Origin of the sequence: Luteimonas salinisoli (assembly GCF_013425525.1) — a bacterium.
GTDB classification, from domain to species: domain Bacteria; phylum Pseudomonadota; class Gammaproteobacteria; order Xanthomonadales; family Xanthomonadaceae; genus Luteimonas; species Luteimonas salinisoli.
On the sequence record NZ_JACCKA010000087.1, the window covers coordinates 154709 to 176471 of the forward strand.

Here is a 21763-nt window from a genome sequence, read left to right on the forward strand (position 1 = left end):
GTGTTGGGAGGTGAAACGGAATCCGCCGGCGGACCGACGGGGCTGTTCTGCCGACCGGACAACCATGGCCGCCTGCGGCGGCTACGGATGCATCAGTGCGAGGACGCGCTCGACGACCGTATCGATCCCCAGTCCGGTGGTGTCGATGCGGACGGCGTCGTCGGCCGGCCGCAGCGGCGCCACCGCGCGACTGGCGTCACGGGCGTCGCGGGCGAGAATCTCGCGCAGCAGACCGTCCAATGTAACCGAAACCCCCTTGTCCTTCAACTGCTTATAGCGTCTTTCCGCGCGCTCCTCGGCGCTCGCCGTCAGGAACACCTTGCGACGGGCATCGGGGAAGATCACCGTGCCCATGTCGCGCCCGTCCGCGACCAGCCCCGGCGGCCTGCGAAAGGCGCGCTGGCGGTCACGCAGCGCCGCCCGCACCTCCGGAATGGCGGCGATGGCGGATGCGGCGGCCCCGGCGGTTTCGGTGCGCAGTTCATCGGTGGCGTCGACGCCGTTGACCACCACCCGCGGCTCCCCGGCGGCGTCCGGGCGGAAGCCGATGTCGGTGTCGAAGGCGCAACGGACCAGCGCCGCAGGATCGGCCAGGTCCAGGTCCGCCCAGCCCGCCGCCACCCCGATGGCGCGGTACAGGGCGCCGGAATCCAGGTAGTGCCAGCCCAGGCGCGCGGCCACGGCGCGGCTGATGGTGCCCTTTCCTGAGCCCGAGGGGCCATCGATGGTCAGCACGGGGATCTCGGGGGTCTCGGGCATCGGGGGGCCTGGCTCGTGGTCGGGAGGCGCCATTATCCGGACTCGGCGGCCACCGCGACGCGTCTCTCGTCCGGGCGATGCCCGTGCTTGCCCGGGGTAGCTCGGGCCCTGTATCATCGCCGGTTTGATTCCGCCATAACCGCTCCGAGGTTCCGTCATGAAGGTCCTGTCCTCCCTGAAGTCGGCGAAGGCCCGTCACCGCGACTGCAAGGTCGTTCGTCGTCGCGGCAAGGTCTTCGTGATCTGCAAGTCCAACCCGCGGTTCAAGGCCCGCCAGCGCTGAGGCGCCGGCGGGGCCGCGGCCGGCGCTTCCAGCCGCCCGCACCAGGACGGGGCCGCAGCGATGCGGCCCCGTTCTCGGTTCTGGTGCTCCGTTTTGCGACATCCCGCCGCTTCTCGCGGCCCCGCAACGGCTGCAGCCGCGCGGATTCTGCTTACAATCGGCCGTCCAAACGAGGAGCCGTGCCATGAAACGTCCTGTCCTTGCCCTGCCCCTGCTGGCCCTGCTGGCGGTCGCCGGGACCGCATCGGCCGACATCCTGCTGATCGACCGCGCCCAAGCGCAGCCCGAGGGTGCCCTGCCCGCGCGCGGCATGCGCATGGCGGACGTCGAGGCGCGCTTCGGCGCCCCCGCCCAGAGGCTGGACCCCCGCGGCGGCCAGAAGCGGCAATGGCCGACCATCAACCGCTGGGTGTATCCGGCCTTCACCGTGTACTTCGAGCGCGACCGGGTGGTCGATGCGGTGGTCAACCGCGCGGCCGGCAACGAGGTCGGCCCGAAGCCGGCGATCCGCTGACCCGCATGCCCTCGCCCGCCCTGGCGGTTCCGCCGACCGGCCGATGACCGGAACCGCATTGCGCTTCCCCGCGGAGTGGGAATCCCAGTCCGCGATCCTGCTGGCATGGCCGCACGCGGAGACCGACTGGGCCGACCGGCTCGGCGAGGTCGAGGAGAGTTACATCGCCCTGGTGGCGGCGATCACCCGCTACCAGCCGGCGCTGATCTGCGTCGCCGACGCCGACGTCGAGGCCTATGCCCGGGCGCGGCTCGCCTCGGCCCGGGTCGACATGGCGCGGGTGCGCTTCCTCGGGCTCGACTACGACGATACCTGGCTGCGCGACTCCGGCCCGGTCACCCTGGAGGACGGCGGCGGCTTCCGGATGCTCGACTTCCGCTTCACCGGCTGGGGCGGCAAGTTCGAGGCCGGCCGCGACGATCGCCTGGCCGGACGCCTGCATGAACTTCCGGAGTTTTCTGGGAATGATCTGCAATCAATTGATTTTGCACTGGAAGGTGGGGCCATCGAGACCGATGGCCAGGGGACGCTGCTGACGACCTGGCGCTGTCTCCACGAGCGTCACCCAGGTCTCGGCCGTGGTGAACTGGAGGAGCGGCTGCGCGAGTGGCTGGCGCAGGAGCGGGTGCTGTGGCTCGATCGCGGCTACCTCGAGGGCGACGACACCGACGCCCACATCGACACCCTGGCCCGCTTCGCGGCCGCCGATGCCATCGTCCACCAGGCCTGCGACGATCCGGACGATGCGCACCACGCCGAACTCGCGGCAATGGCCGCGGAACTGGCCGCGCTGCGCGACCGCCAGGGCCGGCCCTATCGCCTGTTCCCGCTGCCATGGCCACGACCGATCCACGACGGCGCGCGGCGGTTGGCGGCCTCGTACGCCAACTTCCTCATCGTCAACGATGCGGTGCTGATGCCAGCCTACGACGACCCGGCCGATGCCGAGGCACGGGCCGTGCTGCAGCGCGCGTTCCCGGCCCGGGAGATCGTGCCGGTGCCCTGCCGTGCGCTGATCTGGCAGAACGGCAGCCTCCACTGCCTGACCATGCAGTTGCCGGCCGGCAGCGTCGCGCTCTGACCCGTTGCGCGGGGCCGGCGTTTCCGCGCCGGACACGCCGCCGCGCGTAGACTTGCGCTCCACCCCCTCGAGCCTGCGTCGCATGAAGCACAAGCGTCTTTCGGTCGCCCTGGTCCAGGAACGCAACCACGGCAGCGCCGACGCCAACCTGGCGGTGATCGGCGAGCGCGTGGCGGCGGCGGCGGCGGCCGGCGCGCGCCTGGTGCTGCTGCAGGAGTTGCACAACGGCGCCTATTTCTGCCAGCACGAGAGCGTCGACGAGTTCGACCTGGCCGAGCCGATCCCGGGGCCCAGCACCGAGCGGCTCTCGACGCTGGCGCGCGAACACGGCGTGGTGCTGGTGGCCTCGCTCTTCGAGCGCCGCGCCGCCGGCCTCTACCACAACACCGCCGTGGTCTTCGAGGCCGACGGCACGATCGCCGGGCGCTACCGCAAGATGCACATCCCGGACGACCCGGGGTTCTACGAGAAGTTCTACTTCACCCCGGGCGACCTCGGTTTCACCCCGGTGGACACCTCGGTCGGCCGCCTCGGCGTGCTGGTGTGCTGGGACCAGTGGTACCCGGAAGGCGCACGGCTGATGGCGCTGGCGGGCGCGGAACTACTGCTGTACCCGACCGCGATCGGCTGGGATCCGGGCGACGACGACGCGGAAAAACAGCGCCAGCGCGATGCCTGGATCCTCAGCCACCGGGGCCACGCGGTGGCCAACGGCCTGCCCGTGCTCTCCTGCAACCGGGTCGGCCACGAACCCTCGCCGCTGGGCGCGGCCGGGATCGACTTCTGGGGCAACAGCCACGTGCTGGGCCCGCAGGGCGAGTTCATCGCCGAGGCAGGCGGCGACCCCGAAGTGCTGCTGGCGGACGTCGACCTGGCGCGCAGCGAGCACGTGCGCCGGATCTGGCCATTCCTGCGCGACCGCCGCATCGACGCCTACGCGGACCTGCAGCGCCGCTACATCGACTGAGCCCCCGCCCGGGGCCGACCGCGCGTACCGATCGCTGCCGGGCCCGCCACGGGTCGAACGATCGGATGCGATGCCGACCGGCGGCACTTGACCCGAACGAACGGTCGTGCTTTTATCCGGCCATGGTCGCCACCGCCACCGCCACCAAGGGCGCCGCCACCCGCGAGATCATCCTCGCGCGCGCCTTCGAGCTCGCTTCGGCCAACGGCCTCGAGGGCCTGACCATCGGCAGCCTCGCCGACCAGGTCGGCATGTCGAAAAGCGGCGTCTTCGCCCACTTCGGTTCCCGCGAGGATCTGCAGTTGGCGGTGCTCGAACTGGCCGGCAGGCGCTTCGTCGACGCCGTGCTGATGCCTGCGCTCAAGGCGCGGCGTGGCCTCCCGCGGCTGCGCGCGATCATGCGCAACTGGCTCGAATGGGGCCGCACCACCGTCGGCGGCTGTGTTCTCCTGGGCGCCGTGGGCGAATACGACGACCGGCCCGGCGTGTTGCGGGACCACGTGATCCGGCAACAGCAGCAGTGGCGCGCTGAGATCGCGCACGCGGTGCGGCTGGCGGTCGACAGCGGCGAACTCGAGGCGAGGACCGACCCCGAGCAAATGTCGTTCGAGTTGTACTCGATCGCTCTGATCGTGCATTTCGATTCCGGGCTGTTCGGCCATGCCCCGGCCCACGCGCGCGGCGAAGAGGCGTTACGCCGCCTGCTGCGCGCCTATGGCGCCAGGGACACCGGCGCTCCCGTCCCCTCCGATCCCTGAGGCGATCGTGCACTCGACGCCGCTTCGATCTCCCCAAAAAAAAAGCACGATCGTTCGAACTATCAGGAGCCCCGCGCATGAACAGCGTTTCGCCCCCGGCCGTCGCCGACAGCGCCACGCCGCCCCCGACGATTCCGTGGATCCCCGACGACTGGCGCACCGCACTGCTGCGTAGCGCGATGCGCGCACTCTGCCTGGCATCGCCGCGCGCTGCGGAACGGCTGGTCATGCGGATCTGGTTCACTCCACCGCGCCTGCCGCTGCGGCCCGAGGGCGCGGCCTTCCTGGCGGGCGGCGAACGGCTGCCGCTGCGCGTGCACGGGCGCCGGGTGGCGGCCTGGTCCTGGGGCGCCGAGCGCGATCCCGCGGTCGTGCTGATGCACGGATGGGGCGGGCGCGCCGCCCAGCTGCGCGCCTTCGTGCCGCCGCTGCTTGCGCGCGGCCTGCGCGTGGTGGCGTTCGACGCCCCCGCCCACGGCGGGTCCGCGCCCAGCCGGCTCGGCGGCCGCCGGGTGAGTTTCCTCGAGTTCGCAGCCGCGCTGCGCGAGGCCGAGGCCGCGGCCGGACCGTTCAGCGGGATGATCGCGCACTCCAGCGGCTGCACCGCGGCCACGCTTGCGGTCCGCGACGGCTGGACGCCGCCGCCGCGGATGGTCTTCATCGCGCCGTTCGTGAACCCGCAGCGCTACATGGCGCCGTTCGCCTCGGCGCTCGGCATCAGCACGGCGGTGATGGAGCGCTTCCGGGCGCGGGTAGAACGCGAATTCGGGCGTCCGTGGAGCGATTTCGAGATCATGCACCTTCCGCAGGCGCACGCGCTGCCCGCGCTGCTGGTGGTCCACGACCGCGACGATGCGGAAGTTCCGATCGACGACAGCGAAGCGCTGGCCGCGCGATGGCCGCAGGCGCTGCTGCATCGGACCGCCGGGCTGGGCCATCGCCGCCTGCTCCGGGATCCGTCGGTGGTGGCGGCGGCCGTGGACGCCGTCGCGGCGGAGGCGCAGGCGGTCCGCGGTGCCCGTGCCGTGCCGGCGGACGGACGCGACGAGCTCGACCGCTACTTCGCCGCCCTGGAACGCACGCGCTGACCGCGCTCGGCGGGGCCGCCCGGGTTTGCCGGCGGCGTCGCCAGCCTCTATGCTGCGGCGCCGTTGTCGCCGCGCACGCGGCCGTCCCGCCCGTCCCGGGCGGGTCCCCGCCCCCGGCTCCCGAACCCCATGACCGAACCCCGGAACGACGGCCTGCACGGCCAGCCGCATGCCATCGTCGAACGCGACGGCGTGCGCTATACCCTTCTCGGCACCGCCCACGTCTCCCGCGCCAGCGTCGACGCGGTGCGCGCCGCGATCGCCAGCGACCGCTTCCATGCGGTCGCCATCGAGCTCGATCCGGCACGGATGCAGGCACTCACCCAGCCCGACGCGCTGGCGCGGATGGACCTGGTCAAGGTGCTCCGCGAAGGCAAGGCGGCGCTGTTCGCCGCGCACCTGGCCCTGGCGGCCTACCAGCGGCGCCTTGCCGAGCAGTTGGGCGTCGAACCCGGCGCCGAACTGAAGGCCGCGGCGCAGGACGCGCAGGCGCGCGGGCTGCCACTGCACCTGATCGACCGCGACGTCGGCCTCACCTTCAAGCGCGCCTCGCAACGGCTGGGCTGGTGGGGGCGCGCCAAGCTCGGCGGCGGTCTGTTCGCGGGCATGTTCTTCGACGAGGAGCTCGGCGAGCAGGAAATCGAGAAGCTCAAGGAAGGCGACATGCTCGAGGCGGCATTCGGCGAGTTCGCGGCCGACACGCCGGCGCTGTACGACACCGTCATCGCCGAGCGCGACCGCTACATGGGCGCGCGCCTGCGCGAGAGCGCTCCCTCGCCGGTCGACCGCGAAGCGGATCCGTACGAGGTCCTGGCGGTGGTCGGCGCCGGGCACCTGCAGGGGCTGGCGCGGCACCTGCGCGAGGACGCGGACCCACCGGCGGAGGTGCGCGCCGGGCTGGAATCGGTGAAGCCCAAGTCCTCGGTCCCCTGGTTCACCCTGTTCCTCGCGACCTTCCTGCTCGGCGGGTTCGCCTGGGGCTTCTGGCGCGGTGGTTTCGATGTCGGCACCGAGCTGATGCTGCAATGGGTGCTGGTCACCGGTGGGCTCGGGGCGATCGGCTGCGCCGTCGCCGGCGGGCATCCGCTGAGCATCCTCGCCGCCTTCGTCGCCTCCCCGCTCACGCCGCTGCACCCGGCGCTCGCATCCGGCACGGTGAGCGCGCTGGTGGAAGCTTCGCTGCGTAAGCCGACCTATGCCGACTTCATGGCCTTGCGCGACGATGCGCAGAGCTACCGGGGCTGGTGGCGCAATCGGGTCTCGCGGGTGCTGCTGAACTTCTTCCTGACCAGCCTGGGTACCGCCATCGGGGTCTGGACCGGGGGCCTGCGGATGCTCGGCAAGCTGATCGGCTGAGCCGCCGGCGGCGTGACCGGCGGCACCGTCATCCTGCCGGCAGCCCATCCTCGGGGGCCGCCTCGCCGGTCTGCGCCGGTGCGCCCCGCGCGCGCCGCAGCAGCCGCGAGGTACCGTTGCTCATGTCGTCGAGCATCGCGTAGATCGTCGGCAGGAACAGCAGGCTGACCACGGTCGAGAACGCCAGGCCGCCGGCCACCGCGCGCGCCATCGGCGAGTACGCCAGGCCGCCGAGCACCACGGTGCCGCTCAGCGAGATCGGGACCATCGCCAGGATCGCCGTGCCCATGGTCATCAGGATCGGGCGCAGGCGCTCGCGGCTGCCTTCGACGAGCGCGTCGGTACGGCTCATGCCGCGCCGGCGCAGGTTGTTGATGTGCTCGACCATGACGATGCCGTTGTTCACCACCACGCCCATCAGCACCAGGATGCCGATGAAGGCCATGATGGTGAAGGAGGTCCCGGTGATCCAGAACAGCCAGAACACCCCGAAGATCGAGAACAGCACGCAGCTCATGATCGCCGAGGGGAACAGCAGCGACTCGAACACCGCCGCCATCACCACGTAGATCATCAGCAGCGCCAGCACCAGGTTGATCATCATCTGCTGCATCGCCTGCTCGTCGTCCTCGAAGCCGCTGCCGGAGAAGCTGTAGCCGTAGCCGGCCGGGAACGCGATGGTGTCGAGGGTCTCCTCCAGCGCCTTGCGCGCGTCGGGCATGGTGGTCTCGCCTTCGAGATTGGCCTGGACGGTGAGCGTGGTCTGGCGGTCGGTGCGGCTGATCCGGTTGGCGGCGCCGATCACGGCGATGTCGACCATCGCCAGCAGCGGCACGCTGCGCCCGTCCGGGGTGCGCACCATGAAGGTGGCGATATCCTCGGCGCCGTAGCTCTCCGCGCCCTCGAAGCGCGCCCAGACGGGCACTTCGCTCTCGCCGCGGCGGAACTCGCGCAGCTGGCTGCCGCGCAGCGCCAGGCCGACGAACCCGGCGACCTGTTCCGCATTGAACCCGAACGCCGCCGCGCGCTCGCGGTCGACGCGTACGGTCAGCTCGTCGTTGCGATCGCCCGTGTCCAGGCGGACGTCGCGCAGTTCGGGCCGGCGTTCTAGGATCGGCATGATGTCGTCGCCCAGTTCGCGCAGCTGCTGGGCGCTGTCGCCGACCAGCTGCACCTGCACGTTCTGTCCCATGCCACCGCCACCGCCGCCCTGGTTGCCGTCCTCGACCCCGATCTCGGCACGGGCGGATTTCGGCAGCGCCTTGCTGATCGCCTCGCCCAGCGGCCCGGTATCCTTCACCCCCTCCTCGAAGGTCAGCATCGTCCCCGCGCCGCCCTGCTCCGAGAACCAGGAATAGATCTGGGTGATGCGGAACTCCTCGCGGCGCTCGTCCAGGAGGTTCTCGATGCGCGCCACCTCCTCCGACATCTGCGCCTTGGTGTAGCTGCCCTTCCAATGGTAGTAGACGTGCAGCTCGCCGCTGCTGCCGCCGCCGAACATGTCGAACTTGGTCCGCGTCATCGGCACCACGCTGACCGCGACGATCAGCAGGATGCCGACCACGCTCCAGCCGCGATGCTCGAGCGTCCAGCGCAGTATCCGCGCATAGCGGCCCTGCATGCGCGGGATCAGGCCGTCCGACCTGCTGACCGCGGGAGGCGTCTTCATCCGCGACGACAGCATCGGGATCAGGCTCACCGCGACCAGCCACGAGGCCAGCAGCGACACCGAGATGGTGATCGCGATCTGCGCCATGAAGATGCTGATGTTGTTGGTTTCGCCCAGCAGGTTGGGCAGGAACACGATGCAGTGGCACACGGTCCCGGCCGAAAGCGCGATGGCGACGTGCCTGGTCCCGACGATGGACGCGTACCAGGGCCGGTCCGGATAGCGTTCGCGCTCCTGGTAGATGCTCTCCACCACCACCACCGCGTTGTCCACCAGCATGCCGACCGCCAGCAGCAGGCCCATCAGGGTGAGTACGTTGAGGGTGACGCCGAAGAAATGCATGAAGCCCAGCGTCATGATGAAGCAGATCGGGATCGCCAGGGTCACCATCAGCGTCGACGGCCAGTGGCGCAGGAAGAAGAACAGCACCGCGATCGACAGCACCAGGCCGATGGCGCCGGCCTCGGCCAGCTCCAGCAGGGACCCGGTGACCTCGTCGCCGAGGTTCTGGATGATCTTGATCTCGATCCCGCCCAGCCCGGGCGCCTCGCGGGCGGCCTCGATCTCGCGCAGCGCCGCCTTCGACACCTCGACAAGGTTGGCGTCGCGTTCCTTGAAGATGTCCAGCCCCACCGCCGAGCGGCCGTCGAGGCGCCGGCCGTAGTCCATCCGCGCCGGGCGCAGCCGCACGTCGGCCACGTCGCCCAGCCGCAGGCCCCGCTCGTTCAGCGACAGCTCTCGCAGTTGCTGCAGGTCGTCGATCTCGCCAACTGGCTGCACCCGCAGGCGGCGGCCGCCGTCCTCGATCAACCCGGCCGAGACCGAGAAGTTGGTCGCCTGCAGCCGCTCGGCCAGGGCGTTGAGCTCCAGGCCGTGCGCGCTGAGCCGGTCCGGGTCGATCGCGATCTCCACCTCGTTCGGCGGCGCGCCGCTGATCTCCACCCGCGCCACCCCGGGGACGCGTTCGACCCGCCGCTTCAGCTGGCGATCGATCAGATCGTAGGCGCCGGTCAGGTCGGTATCGCCGGCCAGCCGCACCCGCAGCACCGGTTCGTCGCTGGTGGAGAACTTGCGCACGAAGTAGCGGCGGAAATCGTCGGGCAGCTCGTCGCGGATCGCGTCGATGCGCTCGCGCGCGTCGGACGCGGTGACGGAAATGTCGCGGTCCCAGTCGGAGAACTCGATGAACACGAACGCGCCGTCGGCCGTCGCATTGGCGCGCATGCGCTTGATGCCGCTCATCGTCGCCAGCGCCTCTTCCACCGGACGCAGGACGTTGCGCTCGACCTCCTCCGGCGAGGAGCCCTCGTAGGGCAGCTGTACGAACAGGAACGGGGCCGACACGTCCGGCAGCGCCTCCAGCGGCAGCCGGAACGATGCGATCAGGCCCACTACGCACAGCGACACGAACAGCATCACCGTGGTGACCGGGCGCTTGAGGCTGAGTTCGGCGATACTCATGCGCGTTCGGCCCCCGGGTCTTCCGTGCCAGCCGCCGCCAGCCGCGCGCGGTTGCGCCGGCCGCGTTCCAGGTAGTGGGCGTCGCCGCGGCGGTCGAGCAGGTCGTACACCACCGGGATCACCAGCAGGGTCAGCAGCGTGGACACCAGCAGCCCGCCGATCACGGTGATCGCCATGGGCGAGCGCACCTCGGCGCCCTCGCCCAGCGCCAGCGCCAGCGGCAGGAAGCCGAACAGCGTGCACAGCGTGGTCATGGCGATCGGGCGCAGGCGCGAGCGCGCGCCCTCGACCAGGGCGTCGCGCTTGGTCACCCCGTCCTCGCGCAGCTGGTTGACCTTGTCGATCAGGATGATCGCGTTCTTCACCACCAGCCCGACCATCAGGATCAGGCCGATGAACACCACCACCGAGATCGTGTTGCCGGTCACCAGCAGCGCCAGCACCGCGCCCACCAGCGCCAGCGGCACGGTGAACAGGATCACGAACGGGTGCAGCAGCGACTCGAACTGCGAGGCCATCACCAGGTAGACGAGGAAGATCGCCAGCGCGAAGGCGAACAGCAGCGAGCCGATCGACTCCGCCAGTTCCTCGCCCTGGCCGCCGATGTGCAGGCCGATGCCGGCGCCGAGCGGATTCTCGGCCACCATCTGCCGGACCTCGGCGACCGCGGCGCCGAGATCGATGTCGCGCAGGTTGGCCGAAACGACCGCCACCCGCACCTGGTCAGCACGATGGATCTCGCTGGGACCGGTGGTGGCGATCACCTCCGCCACTGCCGACAGCCGCACCGGCCGCGCCGCGCCCGCGTTGACGACCAGGTTGCGGATGCTCTCGACCGAATCGCGCTCGCCCTCGCGGGCGCGCACCAGCACATCGATCTTGCGGTCGCGGAAGTTGTAGCGGGTGGCGACCTCGCCGCGTACCGAGCGCACCACCGCGTCGGCGATGGCGCGCGTGGTCAGGCCGAGGGCGCCGGCGCGCGCCTGGTCGAACACGATCCTGATCTCGGGCGCGCCCTGCTCCACCGTCGACTTCACGTCGGCGTAGTGGGGGTTTTCCCGCAGCATCGCCGCCATGCGCTGCCCGGCCGTGGCCAGTTCGCCGAGGTCCTGGCCGCGCAGCTCGATCTCCAGCGGCGTGGAGAAGCTGAACAGCGCCGGACGGCTGAAGTCCACCTGCGCCTGGGGGTAGCGCGCCATCGTCGCTCGCAGCCGCTCGGTCAGCTCGGCCTCGAGCTGGCGGCTGCCGCCGCCGGTCATCACCACGGTCAGCTTGCCGATGTTCTCGCCGCTCTCGGTGGGGTTGGCGTCGAGCCGGGTGCCGCTGCCGCTGACCCCGAACAGCGCCTCGATCCCCTCCTCGTCGGCATGCGCGGCCTGGACTTCGCGCACCACGCGGTCGGTCTCGCGCAGCGGCGTGCCCGGCGGCAGCTTCACCGTCATCTCGAAGCGATCCTGCGCCAACTGCGGGATCAGGTCCGTGCCGAGCATCGGCAGGACCAGCAGGCTGCCCGCGAAGGCGGCGGCCGCGATGCCGAGGACGAGCCCGGGACGCCGCAGCGCGCCGGGCAGCACCTGCAGGTAGTGGCGCTCGGCGCGCCCGTAGGGCGCCATCGCCAGATCGCTGGCCTTGCCCATCACCGGCGACACCCCCGCCAACAACCCGCGCCACAGGCGCACGAGCAGCCAGGCGATGGCGAAGAACACCCAGCGGATGCCCGCACCGACGCCACGCCCGGTGGCGGCCACCGGCTTCTGCCAGAGCCGCCGCGGCCGCCAGTCGGGATGCGGCGGCTCGTCGGGGAACGCCATCGGCCCGCGCGCCTTGAGCGCGCTGAGCATGGGGATCAGGGTCATCGACACCACCAGCGAGATGCCCACCGCCAGCGCCACGGTCATGGCCTGGTCGCGGAACAGCTGCCCGGCGATGCCGTCGACGAACACCAACGGCAGGAACACCGCGATGATGGTCAGGGTGGAGGCGACCACCGCCATGCCGACCTCGCGCGCGCCGCCGATGGCGGCCTCGAGGATCCCCAGGCCGCGCTCGCGCGCCTTGGCGATGCTCTCCAGCACCACGATCGAATCGTCGACCACCAGACCAGTGGCCAGCGCCAGGCCGCTGAGCGACATCACGTTGAGGCTCAGCCCGAACTGGCCCATGAAGAAGAACGTGGTGATGATCGACACCGGCAGCGACAGGCCGACCACGAAGGTGCTCCAGCCGCTGCGCAGGAACAGGAAGATGATCAGGATCGCCAGCGATCCGCCGAGCAGCGCATCGAACTTGACGTCGGCGATGGCGGCACGGATGAACTTGGACTGGTCGTCGACGACAGTCAGCTCCATGTCCGGCGGGACCTGCTCGCGGATCCGTGCCAGCCGCCCGTGGACGGCGTCCGCGGTGGACACGGTATTGGCGTCGCCTTCCTTGTAGATGGCCAGTTCCACCGCCTCGCGGCCGGCCAGGCGGATGATCGCCTCGCGTTCCTTGTAGCCCTGGCGCACCTCGGCCACGTCGCGCAGGCGCACCGGACGCCCGTCGGCGACGGCGCGGCTGTCGGCCGAGGCGGCGCTCTGCGCCGCCATCGCCGCGGCGAGCACCGAGGCATCGCCCGAGGCCGCGGCGATACGCGCGACCTCGTCGGTGCCGCCGCCGCTGCCGCCGGCGCCCTGGGTGGCCACCAGCATGCCGCGGATCTCCTCGATGCTGGCGAACTGATTGACGGTGCGCACCAGGTAGCGCTGCGTGCCCTGCTCCAGGCGGCCGCCCGAGAGGTTGACGTTCTCCTGCTGCAGGCGCTGGATCACGTTTTCGATCGGCAGGCCGATGCGCGCCAGCTGCTGCATGTCCAGCTCGACCTGGATCTCGTCCTCCAGCCCGCCTCCGACCTTGACCGCGGCCACGCCGGTGACCGGTTCGAGCTTCTTCTTCAGGTCGTCGTCGGCGTAGCGGCGCAGCTCGGTCAGCCGGCGCACGCCGTCGCCGTCCTCGCCCTTCGCGCTCAGGGCCACGCGGAGGATCGGCTCGGTGGACGGGTTGAAGCGCAGCAGCACCGGCGGCTGCACCTCGAGCGGCAGCTGCAGCGATTCCAGCTTGTCGCGTACCTCCAGGCTGGCCTGGTCCATGTCGGTGCCCCAGGCGAACTCCAGCACCACGTCCGACTGCCCGGTACGCGAGACCGACTTGAGCTTGCGCAGCCCCTTGACCACGCCCAGCGCTTCCTCGACCGGTTCGCTGATCAGCGTCTCGATCTCCGCCGGTGCCGCGCCGGTGTACTCGGTACGGACCGTCAGCGTCGGATAGCTCAGGTCCGGCAGCAGGTTGACCCGCAGGTCGCCGAGCGCGATCAGCCCGAACAGCAGGAAGCTGATGGTCACCATCGCCACGGTGACGCGGCGGCGGGTGGAGAACTCGATCACGCCGCCGCGCGCGGCGGCGCCGCCGGGGCCGTCGGGCGGGCCGGCCAGGTTGTCGACCGGCGCGCTCATCGGCTGTCGCCGTCGGTCCTGGCGGCCGCCGCCGTGGCGGTGGCCGCCGCGGGGGCTCCGATCACCTGCACGTCGCTGCCGTCGCGCAGTGCGACCTTGCCGGCGGTGACCACCTGATCGCCCTGCTCCAGGCCCTCGCGGACTTCGACGAAGGCGCCGTCGGCGTAGCCGGTCGCCACCGTGGTGCGCACCGCCTTGCCGTCGCGGACCACGTAGACCGCCGGCTCGCCCTCGTCGTCGAGCAGTGCCATGCGCGGGACCGCCAGCGCGTCCGCGCGCTGGTCGTAGTCGATGCGGATGCGCCCGAACATGCCCGGCTGCAGCGAGTCGCCGCCTTCGAACGCGCAGATCACCCGGAAGGTGCCGCTGCCGGCATCGACCACCGGCGCGACGCGATCCACCCGTCCCTCGAAGGTGACGCCGGGCAGCGCGTCGACCTGCATCGACACCGGCTGACCGGCCTTGAGCGTCGCCAGCTCGCGCTCGGGAACGTTGAGCGTCGCCTCAAGCCGCGAGTTGTCGACGATGCGCAGGATCGGCGTGTTGATCTGCACGAAATTGCCGGTCTTGATCGAGCGCGACGCGACGACCCCGGAAATCGGCGCGGTCACGTTGGTATAGGAGAGCTCCAGCGCTGCCAGCCGGTGGGCGGCACGCGCGTTCTCGAGGTCGTAGCGCAACTGGTCGTGTTCGCCGGCGCTGATCAGCTGTTGCGCGGCGAGCTGCTCCGAGCGCTTGAAATTGTTCTCCAGCTTGCGCATCTGCGCCTCGAGCTGGGCCATGTTCAGGCGCGCACGGTCGGGGTCCAGGCGCACCAGGGTCTGGCCGGCGCGGACCGCCTGACCCTCCTCGGCCAGCACCTGCAGCGCCACGCCCGAGGTCTTGGCGACCACCTGCGACTCGGCCAGCGGCTCGAGCGAGGCGGTGCCCGTATAGCTCGCGGCGACGGTGCGCCTGGCGGCCGCCACGGTCTCCACCGGCACCGCCTGGGCCTGCGCTTCCTCCCCCGGTTCGCCCTGGGCTTCCTCGCCTCCGCGATTGCATCCGGCCAGCGCCACCGCGCCCGCCAGCAGCCACAGCACCGGCCATCGCCGATGGCCGGACATCCCTTGATTCGAAAGCATTTCGGAAGACCCCGTTTGGTGTTGTAGTCATGTATATCACCCAAGCCTGTCGGGACCATGCGCCGAAGGTCATGGTGACTGGCGTCCGGTCCCCCTGCGCCGCGCCGTGGCGGCGGCAGGCTGGGTTGGGACAGGGCGGCAGGCTATACTGTCCTGATCGCGTGCAGGGGTCGATCCGCACGCGAACCTGCGGTACCAGCCAAGCACCATTCAGCCATCAGGATTGCGGAAAACCACATGACGCGACCGCTGCAACTCGCTGCCTGCCTTCTCGCCGCGCTTCCCTTTGCGGCCTTCGCCCAGCAGGCCCCGGCCCAGGACCAGGCAAACACGACCGCAACGGCCGACGCGACAGGGCCGGGCTCGGTGGACAACGGCCGGATGCTCACCTACACCTGCCAGGGCTGCCACGGCATCGCCAACTACAAGAATGCGTATCCGAACTTCCGGGTGCCGAAGATCGGCGGCCAGTCGCAGGAATACATGATCAACGCACTGAACGAGTACAAGCGGGGCACGCGCCGGCATCCGACCATGGAGGCCCAGGCCCAGAGCTTCTCCGACCAGGACATCGCCGATATCGCGGCCTTCCTGTCCAGCCTGAACCAGTGAGCCGCGCCGCCATGACCGACCGCAAGTCCCGCAAGCCTCTCCCCCTGCTCTGCCTGATCGCCGCCTGTGCCGTACTGACCGCCTGCGGCGGCGGCCAGGACGACGGCGCCGAACAGCGCTCGTCCTCGGCCGGCCTGCCCAAGGGCCGCATCGACGCCGGCGAGCGGCAGGCCAATGCCAAGGGCGCGGCCACAGGCCAGTCCTGCATCGACTGCCACGGCGCCGACGGCAACGAACCGCTGGACCCGACCTATCCCAAGCTCGGCGGCCAGTACGCCGACTACCTCGGCCACGCCCTGCAGCAGTACCGCAACGGCAACCGCGAGCACGCGCTGATGGCGAACCAGGCGCAGGATCTGAACGACCAGCAGATCGCCGACCTGGCCGCCTATTTCGCCTCGCGACCGGCGCAGATCCGCGACCTTCAGGGCGCGCACTGACGCGACAACTCGAAGCCGCGCGGCCGGGAATCGTCCACCGGGCATCCCCGCGGGAGCGGGCCATGTCCGCGAAGATCCGCATCCGCGACGGCACCACGGATCGCCGACACGCCGACCGGAACCGTTCCGGCGTCGCCCACCGGCGCCATACCCGGATCCGCACGGCGGGCGCGCGGCGGTTCAGTCGCCCAGGCTGTCCTGGTCCTCGAACAGCTCGCGCTTGAAGGGCACGTCGGGCGGCGGCCGCGCCTCCGCCTCGACGTCCTGCATGTTCGGGTCGGTGATGCTGCAGCCGCCGGCCAGCGCGAGGGTGACGACGTCGCAGCGGATGCTTTTTCCCGTCCCCGGGATCGGGATCAGCACGGTGCGGACGCTGCGGCGCACCCACTCTTCCAGCAGGGACTCGTGCGGAACCCAGAAGCGATCGAAACTGGTCGGTTCGTAGTCCGTCGGCGGACGCTTGAGCCACGTCCCCATCCGGTCGATCTTTTCGTAATCCTCGGTGATCGTCCCCGGCGGCAGGCCGCCGCCGACCGGCGCGTTGCCCTCGGCCAGGCGCGGGCTGCCGTCGGGATTGAACAGGCTGGAGCTGCCCTGTTGGCCGCCCGGCCGCTGGCGGGCGGACTCGCCCCAGTCGTCGCCGCGGCGCGGCGTCTCCCAGGCCCCGGCATCGGGGGTCGCCGCCTCGCCGCTGCCCGAGGCCAGCGCCTCGGGGCGAGTTCCGCCGGCGGTTTCGGCCGCCGCCGGCGCGTCCGTGGAGCCCTCTCCCCGATCGGGCGCGGCGCCGGCTTCGGCAGTGGGCTCGATCTGCTCGCCGGCCTGCGCCCCCGCCGGCAGCCGCAGCGGAATCTCCCGCGCCTGCAGTTGCGGGGCCTCGGCCCGCAGCTCCGGGGCGGCGATCGCCGGCGTGCGCACCTGGGCGGCGCGCGGCCGAGGCAGCGGCGCCGCGATCTCGCGCTCGACCAGTTCCACCGCGGGCTGCTCCAGGTCCGGCACCTCGACCGGCGCCTGCGGCAACGGTCGCACCTGCGGCACCGGCGGCTCCCGGATCTCCACCACTTCGATGTCGCGGCTGCGCACCGGCACGTCGGGCATGTCCACCCGTGGCTGCGCCAGGTCGGCGGTTCGCGGCGGCGGCACCACGAAACGAAGGTCCGGCTGCGCGGTCTCCGTGACCTGCAGCGGCTGCTCCTGCGACTGCGGCGCCGGCTCCGGTTCCAGCTGCGCCTCGCGCGGCACCGAGGGTGGTGGCAGCACCGCCTCGGGCGCGGGCTGCGGCAGTTCTTCCGGCGCAGCGGCGGGCTCGGCGCCCTCGGCCGCCTGCGCCGCCCGCTGCGGCGCACCGGCACCAGCGTCCTCCGGCGTGCCCTCGCCGATGAACTCCACCTCCACCACCGTGTCCTCGCCGCGCTGGGCAGGTGCCGCCACCTGCAGGAAGCGCGCGTACATCAGCCAGAGCAGCAGCGCCGAGAAAACGATGTGCAGCAGCAGGCTCAGGGTGGTTGCGGACACCCGCATCCAGCGCTCGTCCGTGCTGGCCGGGTGCCACTGTTGCCGCCAGAGCGCACCGAACGCCTGCCAGCGATTGAGGTGCACCCAGACCGCGGGAACCGGCGGTTCGCGCCCGAGCACCACCGCGACCACCGCCGCAGGGCTCGCGCCGGTGACGGCCCCGGCCTCCACCGGCATCGCATCGAACCACGCCTGCCAGCCCGGCGGGAACCGCCCGGGCGCCTGCGGACGGATCGAGCGGCGCAGGCGTCTGCGCAGGGCTTCGATCAGCTCGGCGGAGGTGAACACTCGCGCCGGCGTCCGTTCAGGCCGCGCCGCGGGGCACGTACGGCGCGGTGCCGGTCTCGTGATCGGTGGCGTCGCGTACCGCGGTCACGCCCGGGACCTTTTCCTTCAGCGTCTTCTCGATGCCTTGCTTGAGGGTCACGTCGGCCATGCCGCAGCCGTGGCAGCCGCCGCCGAAGCGCAGCACCACCACGCCGTCTCCGGTAACCTCGACCACCGCGACGTGGCCGCGGTGCTGGGCCAGCTGCGGGTTGATCTCGAACTCCACCAGCCAGCGTACCCGCTCGACCAGCGAGGCCGATTCGTCGGGCGTCTCGCCCTTGATCTTTGGCGCGCGGATCTGCAACTGGCCGCCCGTGGCCCGGGTGGCGTAGTCGATGGTGGCGCCGTCGAGGTAGCGCACGCTGTCGGCGTCGAGCCAGAGGGTGAAGCCCTCGCAGTCGATCGCCCACTCGTCGCCGTGCAGTTCGTCCGGACCGGCGAACTCCAGCCGCACGTCGGCGCGCACCGTACCCGGCTCCACCGCCGCCAGGCGCACGCCGAGGCCGGGCGAGCCCTCGCGCTCGAGCAACTTGCGAAAATGCGTCTGCGCGGTATCGGAAATCTCGATCATGTCGCCTATTCTATCCGCCCAGCCTCACACTTTTCGAACGCCGGTGGACCGAGAATCCCGGCGTTTCACCGCGGTTCCGCCAGGAGTGCATGCGATGTCCGACCTGATCCCCCTCGTCCAGGCCCGCTGCGTGCCGCGCAAGGGCCGCGAACACAGGCTTACCGAGGCGCGCATCCGCGAGCTGCTGCCGGAGGTCCCGGCCTGGGATCTGGCCGAGGACGGCCATGCCCTGAGCCGGAGCTTCGGCTTCGAGGACTACCACCGCACCATGGCGTTCGTAAACGCGCTGGCGTGGATCGCGCACCGCGAAGACCATCACCCAGACCTGTCGGTGCACTACGATCGCTGCGTGGTGCGCTATTCCACCCACGACGTCGGCGGCCTGAGCGAGAACGACTTCATCTGCGCGGCGAAGGCCGACGCGCTGGTGGCCTGACGAGCCGAACGCAGACCAACGAGTCACGCGCCTGGACAGGCTTCTCGTGTTCCAGCCGGTCCTTTTCGGGTCGCGACTGACGGCTGCGACACCGCATACCGTCCGCAGCGCCCGTCAGGTCAGCCTGTCGAGCGCCTCGCCCAGTTCCGGCGCCAGCGGCGCGTGCAGCACATAGGGGGCGCGGCCGTCCTCGAGGGCGAACTGCATCGATGCGGCATGCAGGGCCAGCCGCCGGAGGCCGATCTGGTCGCGTAGCCGGCGATTGACCTCCGGGTCGCCGTACTTGTCGTCGCCGGCGACCGGATGGCCGATGTGCTGGGCATGGACGCGGATCTGATGGGTGCGGCCCGTCGCGATGCGGATCTCGCACCACGAATGGCCTCCGCGGCGCTCCAGCACCTGGAAGTGGCTCAACGATGGCTTGCCGGCGGCGTTGACCTGAACGTGGCGCTCGCCGCCCTGGCGCAGCCCGACGTGCAGCGGCGCGTCCACGCTCATGACGCCGTCGGGCATCCGCCCCACCAGCAGCGCCAGGTAGCGCTTGGTAATGCCGCCCTCCTCGCGCATCAACGCCTGCAGCGTCGTCAAGGCGGAGCGCTTCTTGGCGATCACCAGCAGGCCGGAGGTGTCCCGGTCCAGGCGGTGGACGAGCTCGAAGGGCTCGTCCGGCCGCAGGGCGCGCAGGGTCTCGATGGCGCCGAAGCCGATGCCGCTGCCGCCATGACTGGCGATGCCCGAAGGCTTGTTCAGCGCGAGCAGCCGCGCGTCCTCGAACACGATCGCGGCTTCGATCGCCTGCAGCAGCCCCTTGGCGGGCCGCCCCGGCGCGCCCTGCTCCTCCAGCCGCACCGGCGGGATCCTGACCTCGTCGCCGTCCTCGAGCCTGCGCTCGGCCTTGGCGCGGCCGCCATTGACCCGGACCTGGCCGGAGCGGACCAGCTTGTAGACCAGGCTTCGCGGCGCGCCCTTCAGCTGCCCCAGCAGGAAGTTGTCGAGGCGCTGCCCGCCGCGGTCCTCGGGCACCCGCACGGTGCGGGCGCCCCCCTGGCGCGGCGGCGGCGGAACTGAACGGGTCATGGGCGGCTCTTGATCTGCTACACTCGCCGCGCGAGATAAGGGTCTGATTTCGCAGGGAGTTGCCCCGCGTGCCGCCCTGGCGGCGCGCAACCGGACAAACCGGGCCGAAAGCCCACCTCCCGCGATCCCGATGCAGTGCGCGGCCACCGCCCCCGGGGCGGACATGTTAGCGGCTCGACGGCAGGCCCGGCCATCGCCCGGTCCCCTTGGGGAGCGGAGCTGAACATGTCCCGTGCGGCGCCCAGGCCCGATGCCGAAAGCCGCCGCCGGCCCTGCAACAGATCGATAGTGAGAACGACAAGCGCTCCCGCGGCCTGCCGTGGTGTCGTAGCGCTGGAAAACCCGAAGCCGCGCCGCGGCACGGGGCAGTCCACCGCCCTGCCAGGCCCCGAAAGGGCCACCGGCGCAGCTCGCAGTCTCCAGAGGCGAAACGCCCACGGCGTTCCGCGCGGTAGCAGCGCGCGAGGAACGCAACCATGAAACGCATGCTGATCAACGCGACGCAGGCAGAAGAACTGCGCGTCGCCATCGTCGACGGCCAGACGCTCTACGACATCGACATCGAGCAACCGTCGCAGGAACTGAAGAAGTCCAACATCTACAAGGGCCGTATCACCCGCCTCGAGCCTTCGCTGGAAGCGGCCTTCGTCGAATACGGGGCCGACCGACACGGCTTCCTGCCGCTCAAGGAGATCTCCCGAGACTACTACCAGGCCGGGGTCGACCACCGCAACGCCAACCTCAAGGAACTGCTGCGCGAGGGCCAGGAGGTGGTGGTCCAGGTCGAGAAGGAGGAGCGCGGCAACAAGGGCGCCGCCCTGACCACGTTCATCTCGCTGGCCGGCCGCTACATGGTGCTGATGCCCAATTCGCCCACCGCCGGCGGCGTCTCGCGCCGGATCGAGGGCGACGACCGCGCCGCCCTGAAAGAAGCGATGGACAAGCTGGAGATCCCCGACGAGATGGGGGTGATCATCCGCACCGCCGGCGTCGGCCGCGACGCCGAGGAGCTGCAGTGGGACCTCGATTATCTGCTCAGCATCTGGCGCGCGATCTGCGAGGCCGCGCTGAGCAAGCCGGCGCCGTTCCTGATCTACCAGGAATCGCGGCTGATCACCCGCGCGCTGCGCGACTACATGCGCGCCGATATCGGCGAGATCCTGGTCGACGCCGACGAGATGTACGCCGAGGCCCGCGAGTTCGTCGAGCAGGTGATGCCGCACAACCTGCGCAAGCTCAAGCACTACACCGACGACGTGCCGCTGTTCAACCGCTTCCAGATCGAGTCGCAAATCGAGAATGCCTACGAGCGCACCATCCGCCTGCCCTCCGGCGGCGCGCTGGTGATCGACCAGACCGAGGCGCTGACCGCGGTCGACGTCAACTCGGCGCGCGCCACCAAGGGCGGCGACATCGAGGAGACCGCGTTCCACACCAACCTCGAAGCCGCAGACGAGGTGGCCCGCCAGCTGCGCCTGCGCGACCTCGGCGGCCTGGTGGTGATCGACTTCATCGACATGTCGTCGAGCAAGCACCAGCGCGAGGTGGAGAACCGCCTGCAGGGCGCGCTCAAGCACGACCGCGCCAGGGTGCAGCTGGGCCGGATTTCGAAGTTCGGGCTGCTGGAGATGTCGCGCCAGCGCCTGCGCGCCAGCCTCGGCGAATCCAGCCAGATCGTCTGCCCGCGCTGCGAGGGCCATGGCCGCATGCGCAGCATCGAGTCGCTGTCGCTGTCGATCCTGCGCGTGGCCGAAGAGCACGCGATGAAGGACAACACCGGCCAGGTGCTGGTGCAGGCACCCACCGAGATCGCCAACTACCTGCTCAACGAGAAGCGCCGGGCGCTGGCCGAGATCGAGGGCCGCCACGATGCGCCGATCGTGATCGTCGCCGACGACCAGCTGCAGACCCCGCACTACGAGGTCACCCGCATCCGCGAGAACGAGCTCGGCGAGGAAACCAGCAAGCCCAGCTACCAGCGCGGCACGCCGCGCCGGCTGGCGACCATCGCGCTCAGCAAGTCCAACCTCAACGTGCCGCCGCCGGCCGCGGTCACCGCCGTGCGTCCGGCGCAGCCGGCGCCGGTGCGCGAACCGCGCGAGGAGGCCGTCGCCGAACAGGCGCCGCCCCCCGCGCCGATGCCCGTTGCGGCGCCGGCCGGCGGTGGCTTCGTGGCGTGGCTGAAGACGTTGTTCGCGGGCGAGCCCGCCGGTGCCGGCGCTGCCACCCGCGCGTCC

Annotated in this window: 18 protein-coding genes; 11 read left to right on the forward strand and 7 right to left on the reverse strand. The window is 70.9% G+C overall.

Annotated features, from left to right (window positions below; genetic code table 11):
* Positions 1 to 81: 81 nt before the first annotated feature.
* The gene (gene cmk, locus H0E84_RS16715; protein WP_180679776.1) at positions 82 to 759 is read right to left on the reverse strand and encodes a (d)CMP kinase; all 678 of its coding nucleotides are present in this window, start codon (positions 757 to 759) and stop codon (positions 82 to 84) included.
* 157 nt (positions 760 to 916) lie between these two features.
* Between cmk and ykgO the strand changes: the two genes are divergently transcribed.
* The 7 genes from ykgO to H0E84_RS16750 all read left to right on the forward strand — a co-directional run bounded on the left by ykgO (position 917) and on the right by H0E84_RS16750 (position 6806).
* Positions 917 to 1042 carry a type B 50S ribosomal protein L36 gene (ykgO, locus tag H0E84_RS16720; protein ID WP_010342887.1) on the forward strand — a complete coding sequence of 42 codons (126 nt, stop codon included), beginning with the start codon at positions 917 to 919 and terminating at the stop codon, positions 1040 to 1042.
* Positions 1043 to 1226: 184 nt separating this feature from the next.
* Positions 1227 to 1556: a hypothetical protein gene (locus H0E84_RS16725; protein WP_180679777.1), complete on the forward strand. Its 330-nt coding sequence runs from the start codon at positions 1227 to 1229 to the stop codon at positions 1554 to 1556.
* A gap of 43 nt (positions 1557 to 1599) precedes the next feature.
* Positions 1600 to 2637 (forward strand): agmatine deiminase family protein, encoded by a 1038-nt coding sequence (locus tag H0E84_RS16730; protein WP_180679778.1) that lies wholly within the window; start codon positions 1600 to 1602, stop codon positions 2635 to 2637.
* An 82-nt stretch (positions 2638 to 2719) separates the two neighbouring features.
* Positions 2720 to 3604, forward strand: coding sequence for a carbon-nitrogen hydrolase (locus H0E84_RS16735; protein WP_180679779.1), 885 nt, complete (start codon positions 2720 to 2722; stop codon positions 3602 to 3604).
* 122 nt (positions 3605 to 3726) lie between these two features.
* On the forward strand, positions 3727 to 4362 hold the full coding sequence (locus H0E84_RS16740) for a TetR/AcrR family transcriptional regulator (RefSeq protein ID WP_180679780.1): 636 nt from the start codon (positions 3727 to 3729) through the stop codon (positions 4360 to 4362).
* 77 nt (positions 4363 to 4439) lie between these two features.
* Positions 4440 to 5450, forward strand: coding sequence for an alpha/beta hydrolase (locus tag H0E84_RS16745; RefSeq protein ID WP_180679781.1), 1011 nt, complete (start codon positions 4440 to 4442; stop codon positions 5448 to 5450).
* Positions 5451 to 5579: 129 nt separating this feature from the next.
* On the forward strand, positions 5580 to 6806 hold the full coding sequence (locus H0E84_RS16750) for a TraB/GumN family protein (RefSeq protein WP_180679782.1): 1227 nt from the start codon (positions 5580 to 5582) through the stop codon (positions 6804 to 6806).
* A 28-nt stretch (positions 6807 to 6834) separates the two neighbouring features.
* On the opposite strand, the gene H0E84_RS16755 is transcribed toward H0E84_RS16750, so the two are convergent.
* Genes H0E84_RS16755 through H0E84_RS16765 form a run of 3 tightly spaced genes read right to left on the reverse strand, consistent with a single transcriptional unit; the run spans position 6835 to position 14533 of the window.
* Positions 6835 to 9936, reverse strand: a complete 3102-nt coding sequence (locus H0E84_RS16755) for an efflux RND transporter permease subunit (RefSeq protein ID WP_180679783.1) — start codon at positions 9934 to 9936, stop codon at positions 6835 to 6837.
* Positions 9933 to 13427, reverse strand: a complete 3495-nt coding sequence (locus tag H0E84_RS16760) for an efflux RND transporter permease subunit (protein ID WP_180679784.1) — start codon at positions 13425 to 13427, stop codon at positions 9933 to 9935. The genes H0E84_RS16755 and H0E84_RS16760 overlap by 4 nt, the downstream gene beginning before the upstream one ends.
* Positions 13424 to 14533 (reverse strand): efflux RND transporter periplasmic adaptor subunit, encoded by a 1110-nt coding sequence (locus H0E84_RS16765; RefSeq protein ID WP_180679785.1) that lies wholly within the window; start codon positions 14531 to 14533, stop codon positions 13424 to 13426. Before H0E84_RS16765 ends, H0E84_RS16760 begins: the two co-directional genes overlap by 4 nt.
* A gap of 255 nt (positions 14534 to 14788) precedes the next feature.
* Here H0E84_RS16765 and H0E84_RS16770 point away from each other — a divergent pair, with 255 nt between their 5' ends.
* Together H0E84_RS16770 and H0E84_RS16775 are read left to right on the forward strand one after the other, a co-directional pair.
* Positions 14789 to 15163: a c-type cytochrome gene (locus tag H0E84_RS16770; RefSeq protein ID WP_180679786.1), complete on the forward strand. Its 375-nt coding sequence runs from the start codon at positions 14789 to 14791 to the stop codon at positions 15161 to 15163.
* Positions 15160 to 15603, forward strand: a complete 444-nt coding sequence (locus H0E84_RS16775) for a c-type cytochrome (protein WP_345776336.1) — start codon at positions 15160 to 15162, stop codon at positions 15601 to 15603. The genes H0E84_RS16770 and H0E84_RS16775 overlap by 4 nt, the downstream gene beginning before the upstream one ends.
* A 180-nt stretch (positions 15604 to 15783) precedes the next feature.
* Here the strand turns inward: H0E84_RS16775 and H0E84_RS16780 are convergent, their stop codons facing one another.
* Entirely contained in the window at positions 15784 to 17403 is a 1620-nt protein-coding gene (locus H0E84_RS16780) for a hypothetical protein (protein ID WP_180679787.1), read from the reverse strand.
* A 16-nt stretch (positions 17404 to 17419) separates the two neighbouring features.
* A complete protein-coding gene (locus H0E84_RS16785) occupies positions 17420 to 18013 on the reverse strand; it encodes an NfuA family Fe-S biogenesis protein (RefSeq protein WP_180679788.1) in 594 nt (197 codons plus the stop codon).
* Positions 18014 to 18107: 94 nt separating this feature from the next.
* Between H0E84_RS16785 and H0E84_RS16790 the strand changes: the two genes are divergently transcribed.
* Entirely contained in the window at positions 18108 to 18449 is a 342-nt protein-coding gene (locus H0E84_RS16790; protein WP_180679789.1) for a 4a-hydroxytetrahydrobiopterin dehydratase, read from the forward strand.
* Positions 18450 to 18563: 114 nt separating this feature from the next.
* Here H0E84_RS16790 and H0E84_RS16795 read toward each other — a convergent pair whose 3' ends face one another.
* On the reverse strand, positions 18564 to 19526 hold the full coding sequence (locus tag H0E84_RS16795) for an RluA family pseudouridine synthase (protein WP_180679790.1): 963 nt from the start codon (positions 19524 to 19526) through the stop codon (positions 18564 to 18566).
* A 476-nt stretch (positions 19527 to 20002) separates the two neighbouring features.
* On the opposite strand from H0E84_RS16795, the gene H0E84_RS16800 reads away from it, so the two are divergent.
* Positions 20003 to 21763: Rne/Rng family ribonuclease (locus H0E84_RS16800; RefSeq protein ID WP_180679791.1), on the forward strand; the 1761-nt coding region annotated here is incomplete at its 3' end.

Coding starts and splice junctions, on each gene's coding strand:
- H0E84_RS16750 (WP_180679782.1), top strand. CDS start 5,580: ATGACCGAACCCCGGAACGACGGCCTGCACGGCCAGCCGCATGCCATC.
- H0E84_RS16795 (WP_180679790.1), bottom strand. CDS start 19,526: ATGACCCGTTCAGTTCCGCCGCCGCCGCGCCAGGGGGGCGCCCGCACC.
- H0E84_RS16725 (WP_180679777.1), top strand. CDS start 1,227: ATGAAACGTCCTGTCCTTGCCCTGCCCCTGCTGGCCCTGCTGGCGGTC.
- H0E84_RS16755 (WP_180679783.1), bottom strand. CDS start 9,936: ATGAGTATCGCCGAACTCAGCCTCAAGCGCCCGGTCACCACGGTGATG.
- H0E84_RS16735 (WP_180679779.1), top strand. CDS start 2,720: ATGAAGCACAAGCGTCTTTCGGTCGCCCTGGTCCAGGAACGCAACCAC.
- H0E84_RS16770 (WP_180679786.1), top strand. CDS start 14,789: ATGACGCGACCGCTGCAACTCGCTGCCTGCCTTCTCGCCGCGCTTCCC.
- H0E84_RS16785 (WP_180679788.1), bottom strand. CDS start 18,013: ATGATCGAGATTTCCGATACCGCGCAGACGCATTTTCGCAAGTTGCTC.
- cmk (WP_180679776.1), bottom strand. CDS start 759: ATGCCCGAGACCCCCGAGATCCCCGTGCTGACCATCGATGGCCCCTCG.
- H0E84_RS16760 (WP_180679784.1), bottom strand. CDS start 13,427: ATGAGCGCGCCGGTCGACAACCTGGCCGGCCCGCCCGACGGCCCCGGC.
- H0E84_RS16790 (WP_180679789.1), top strand. CDS start 18,108: ATGTCCGACCTGATCCCCCTCGTCCAGGCCCGCTGCGTGCCGCGCAAG.
- H0E84_RS16730 (WP_180679778.1), top strand. CDS start 1,600: ATGACCGGAACCGCATTGCGCTTCCCCGCGGAGTGGGAATCCCAGTCC.
- ykgO (WP_010342887.1), top strand. CDS start 917: ATGAAGGTCCTGTCCTCCCTGAAGTCGGCGAAGGCCCGTCACCGCGAC.
- H0E84_RS16740 (WP_180679780.1), top strand. CDS start 3,727: ATGGTCGCCACCGCCACCGCCACCAAGGGCGCCGCCACCCGCGAGATC.
- H0E84_RS16765 (WP_180679785.1), bottom strand. CDS start 14,533: ATGTCCGGCCATCGGCGATGGCCGGTGCTGTGGCTGCTGGCGGGCGCG.
- H0E84_RS16745 (WP_180679781.1), top strand. CDS start 4,440: ATGAACAGCGTTTCGCCCCCGGCCGTCGCCGACAGCGCCACGCCGCCC.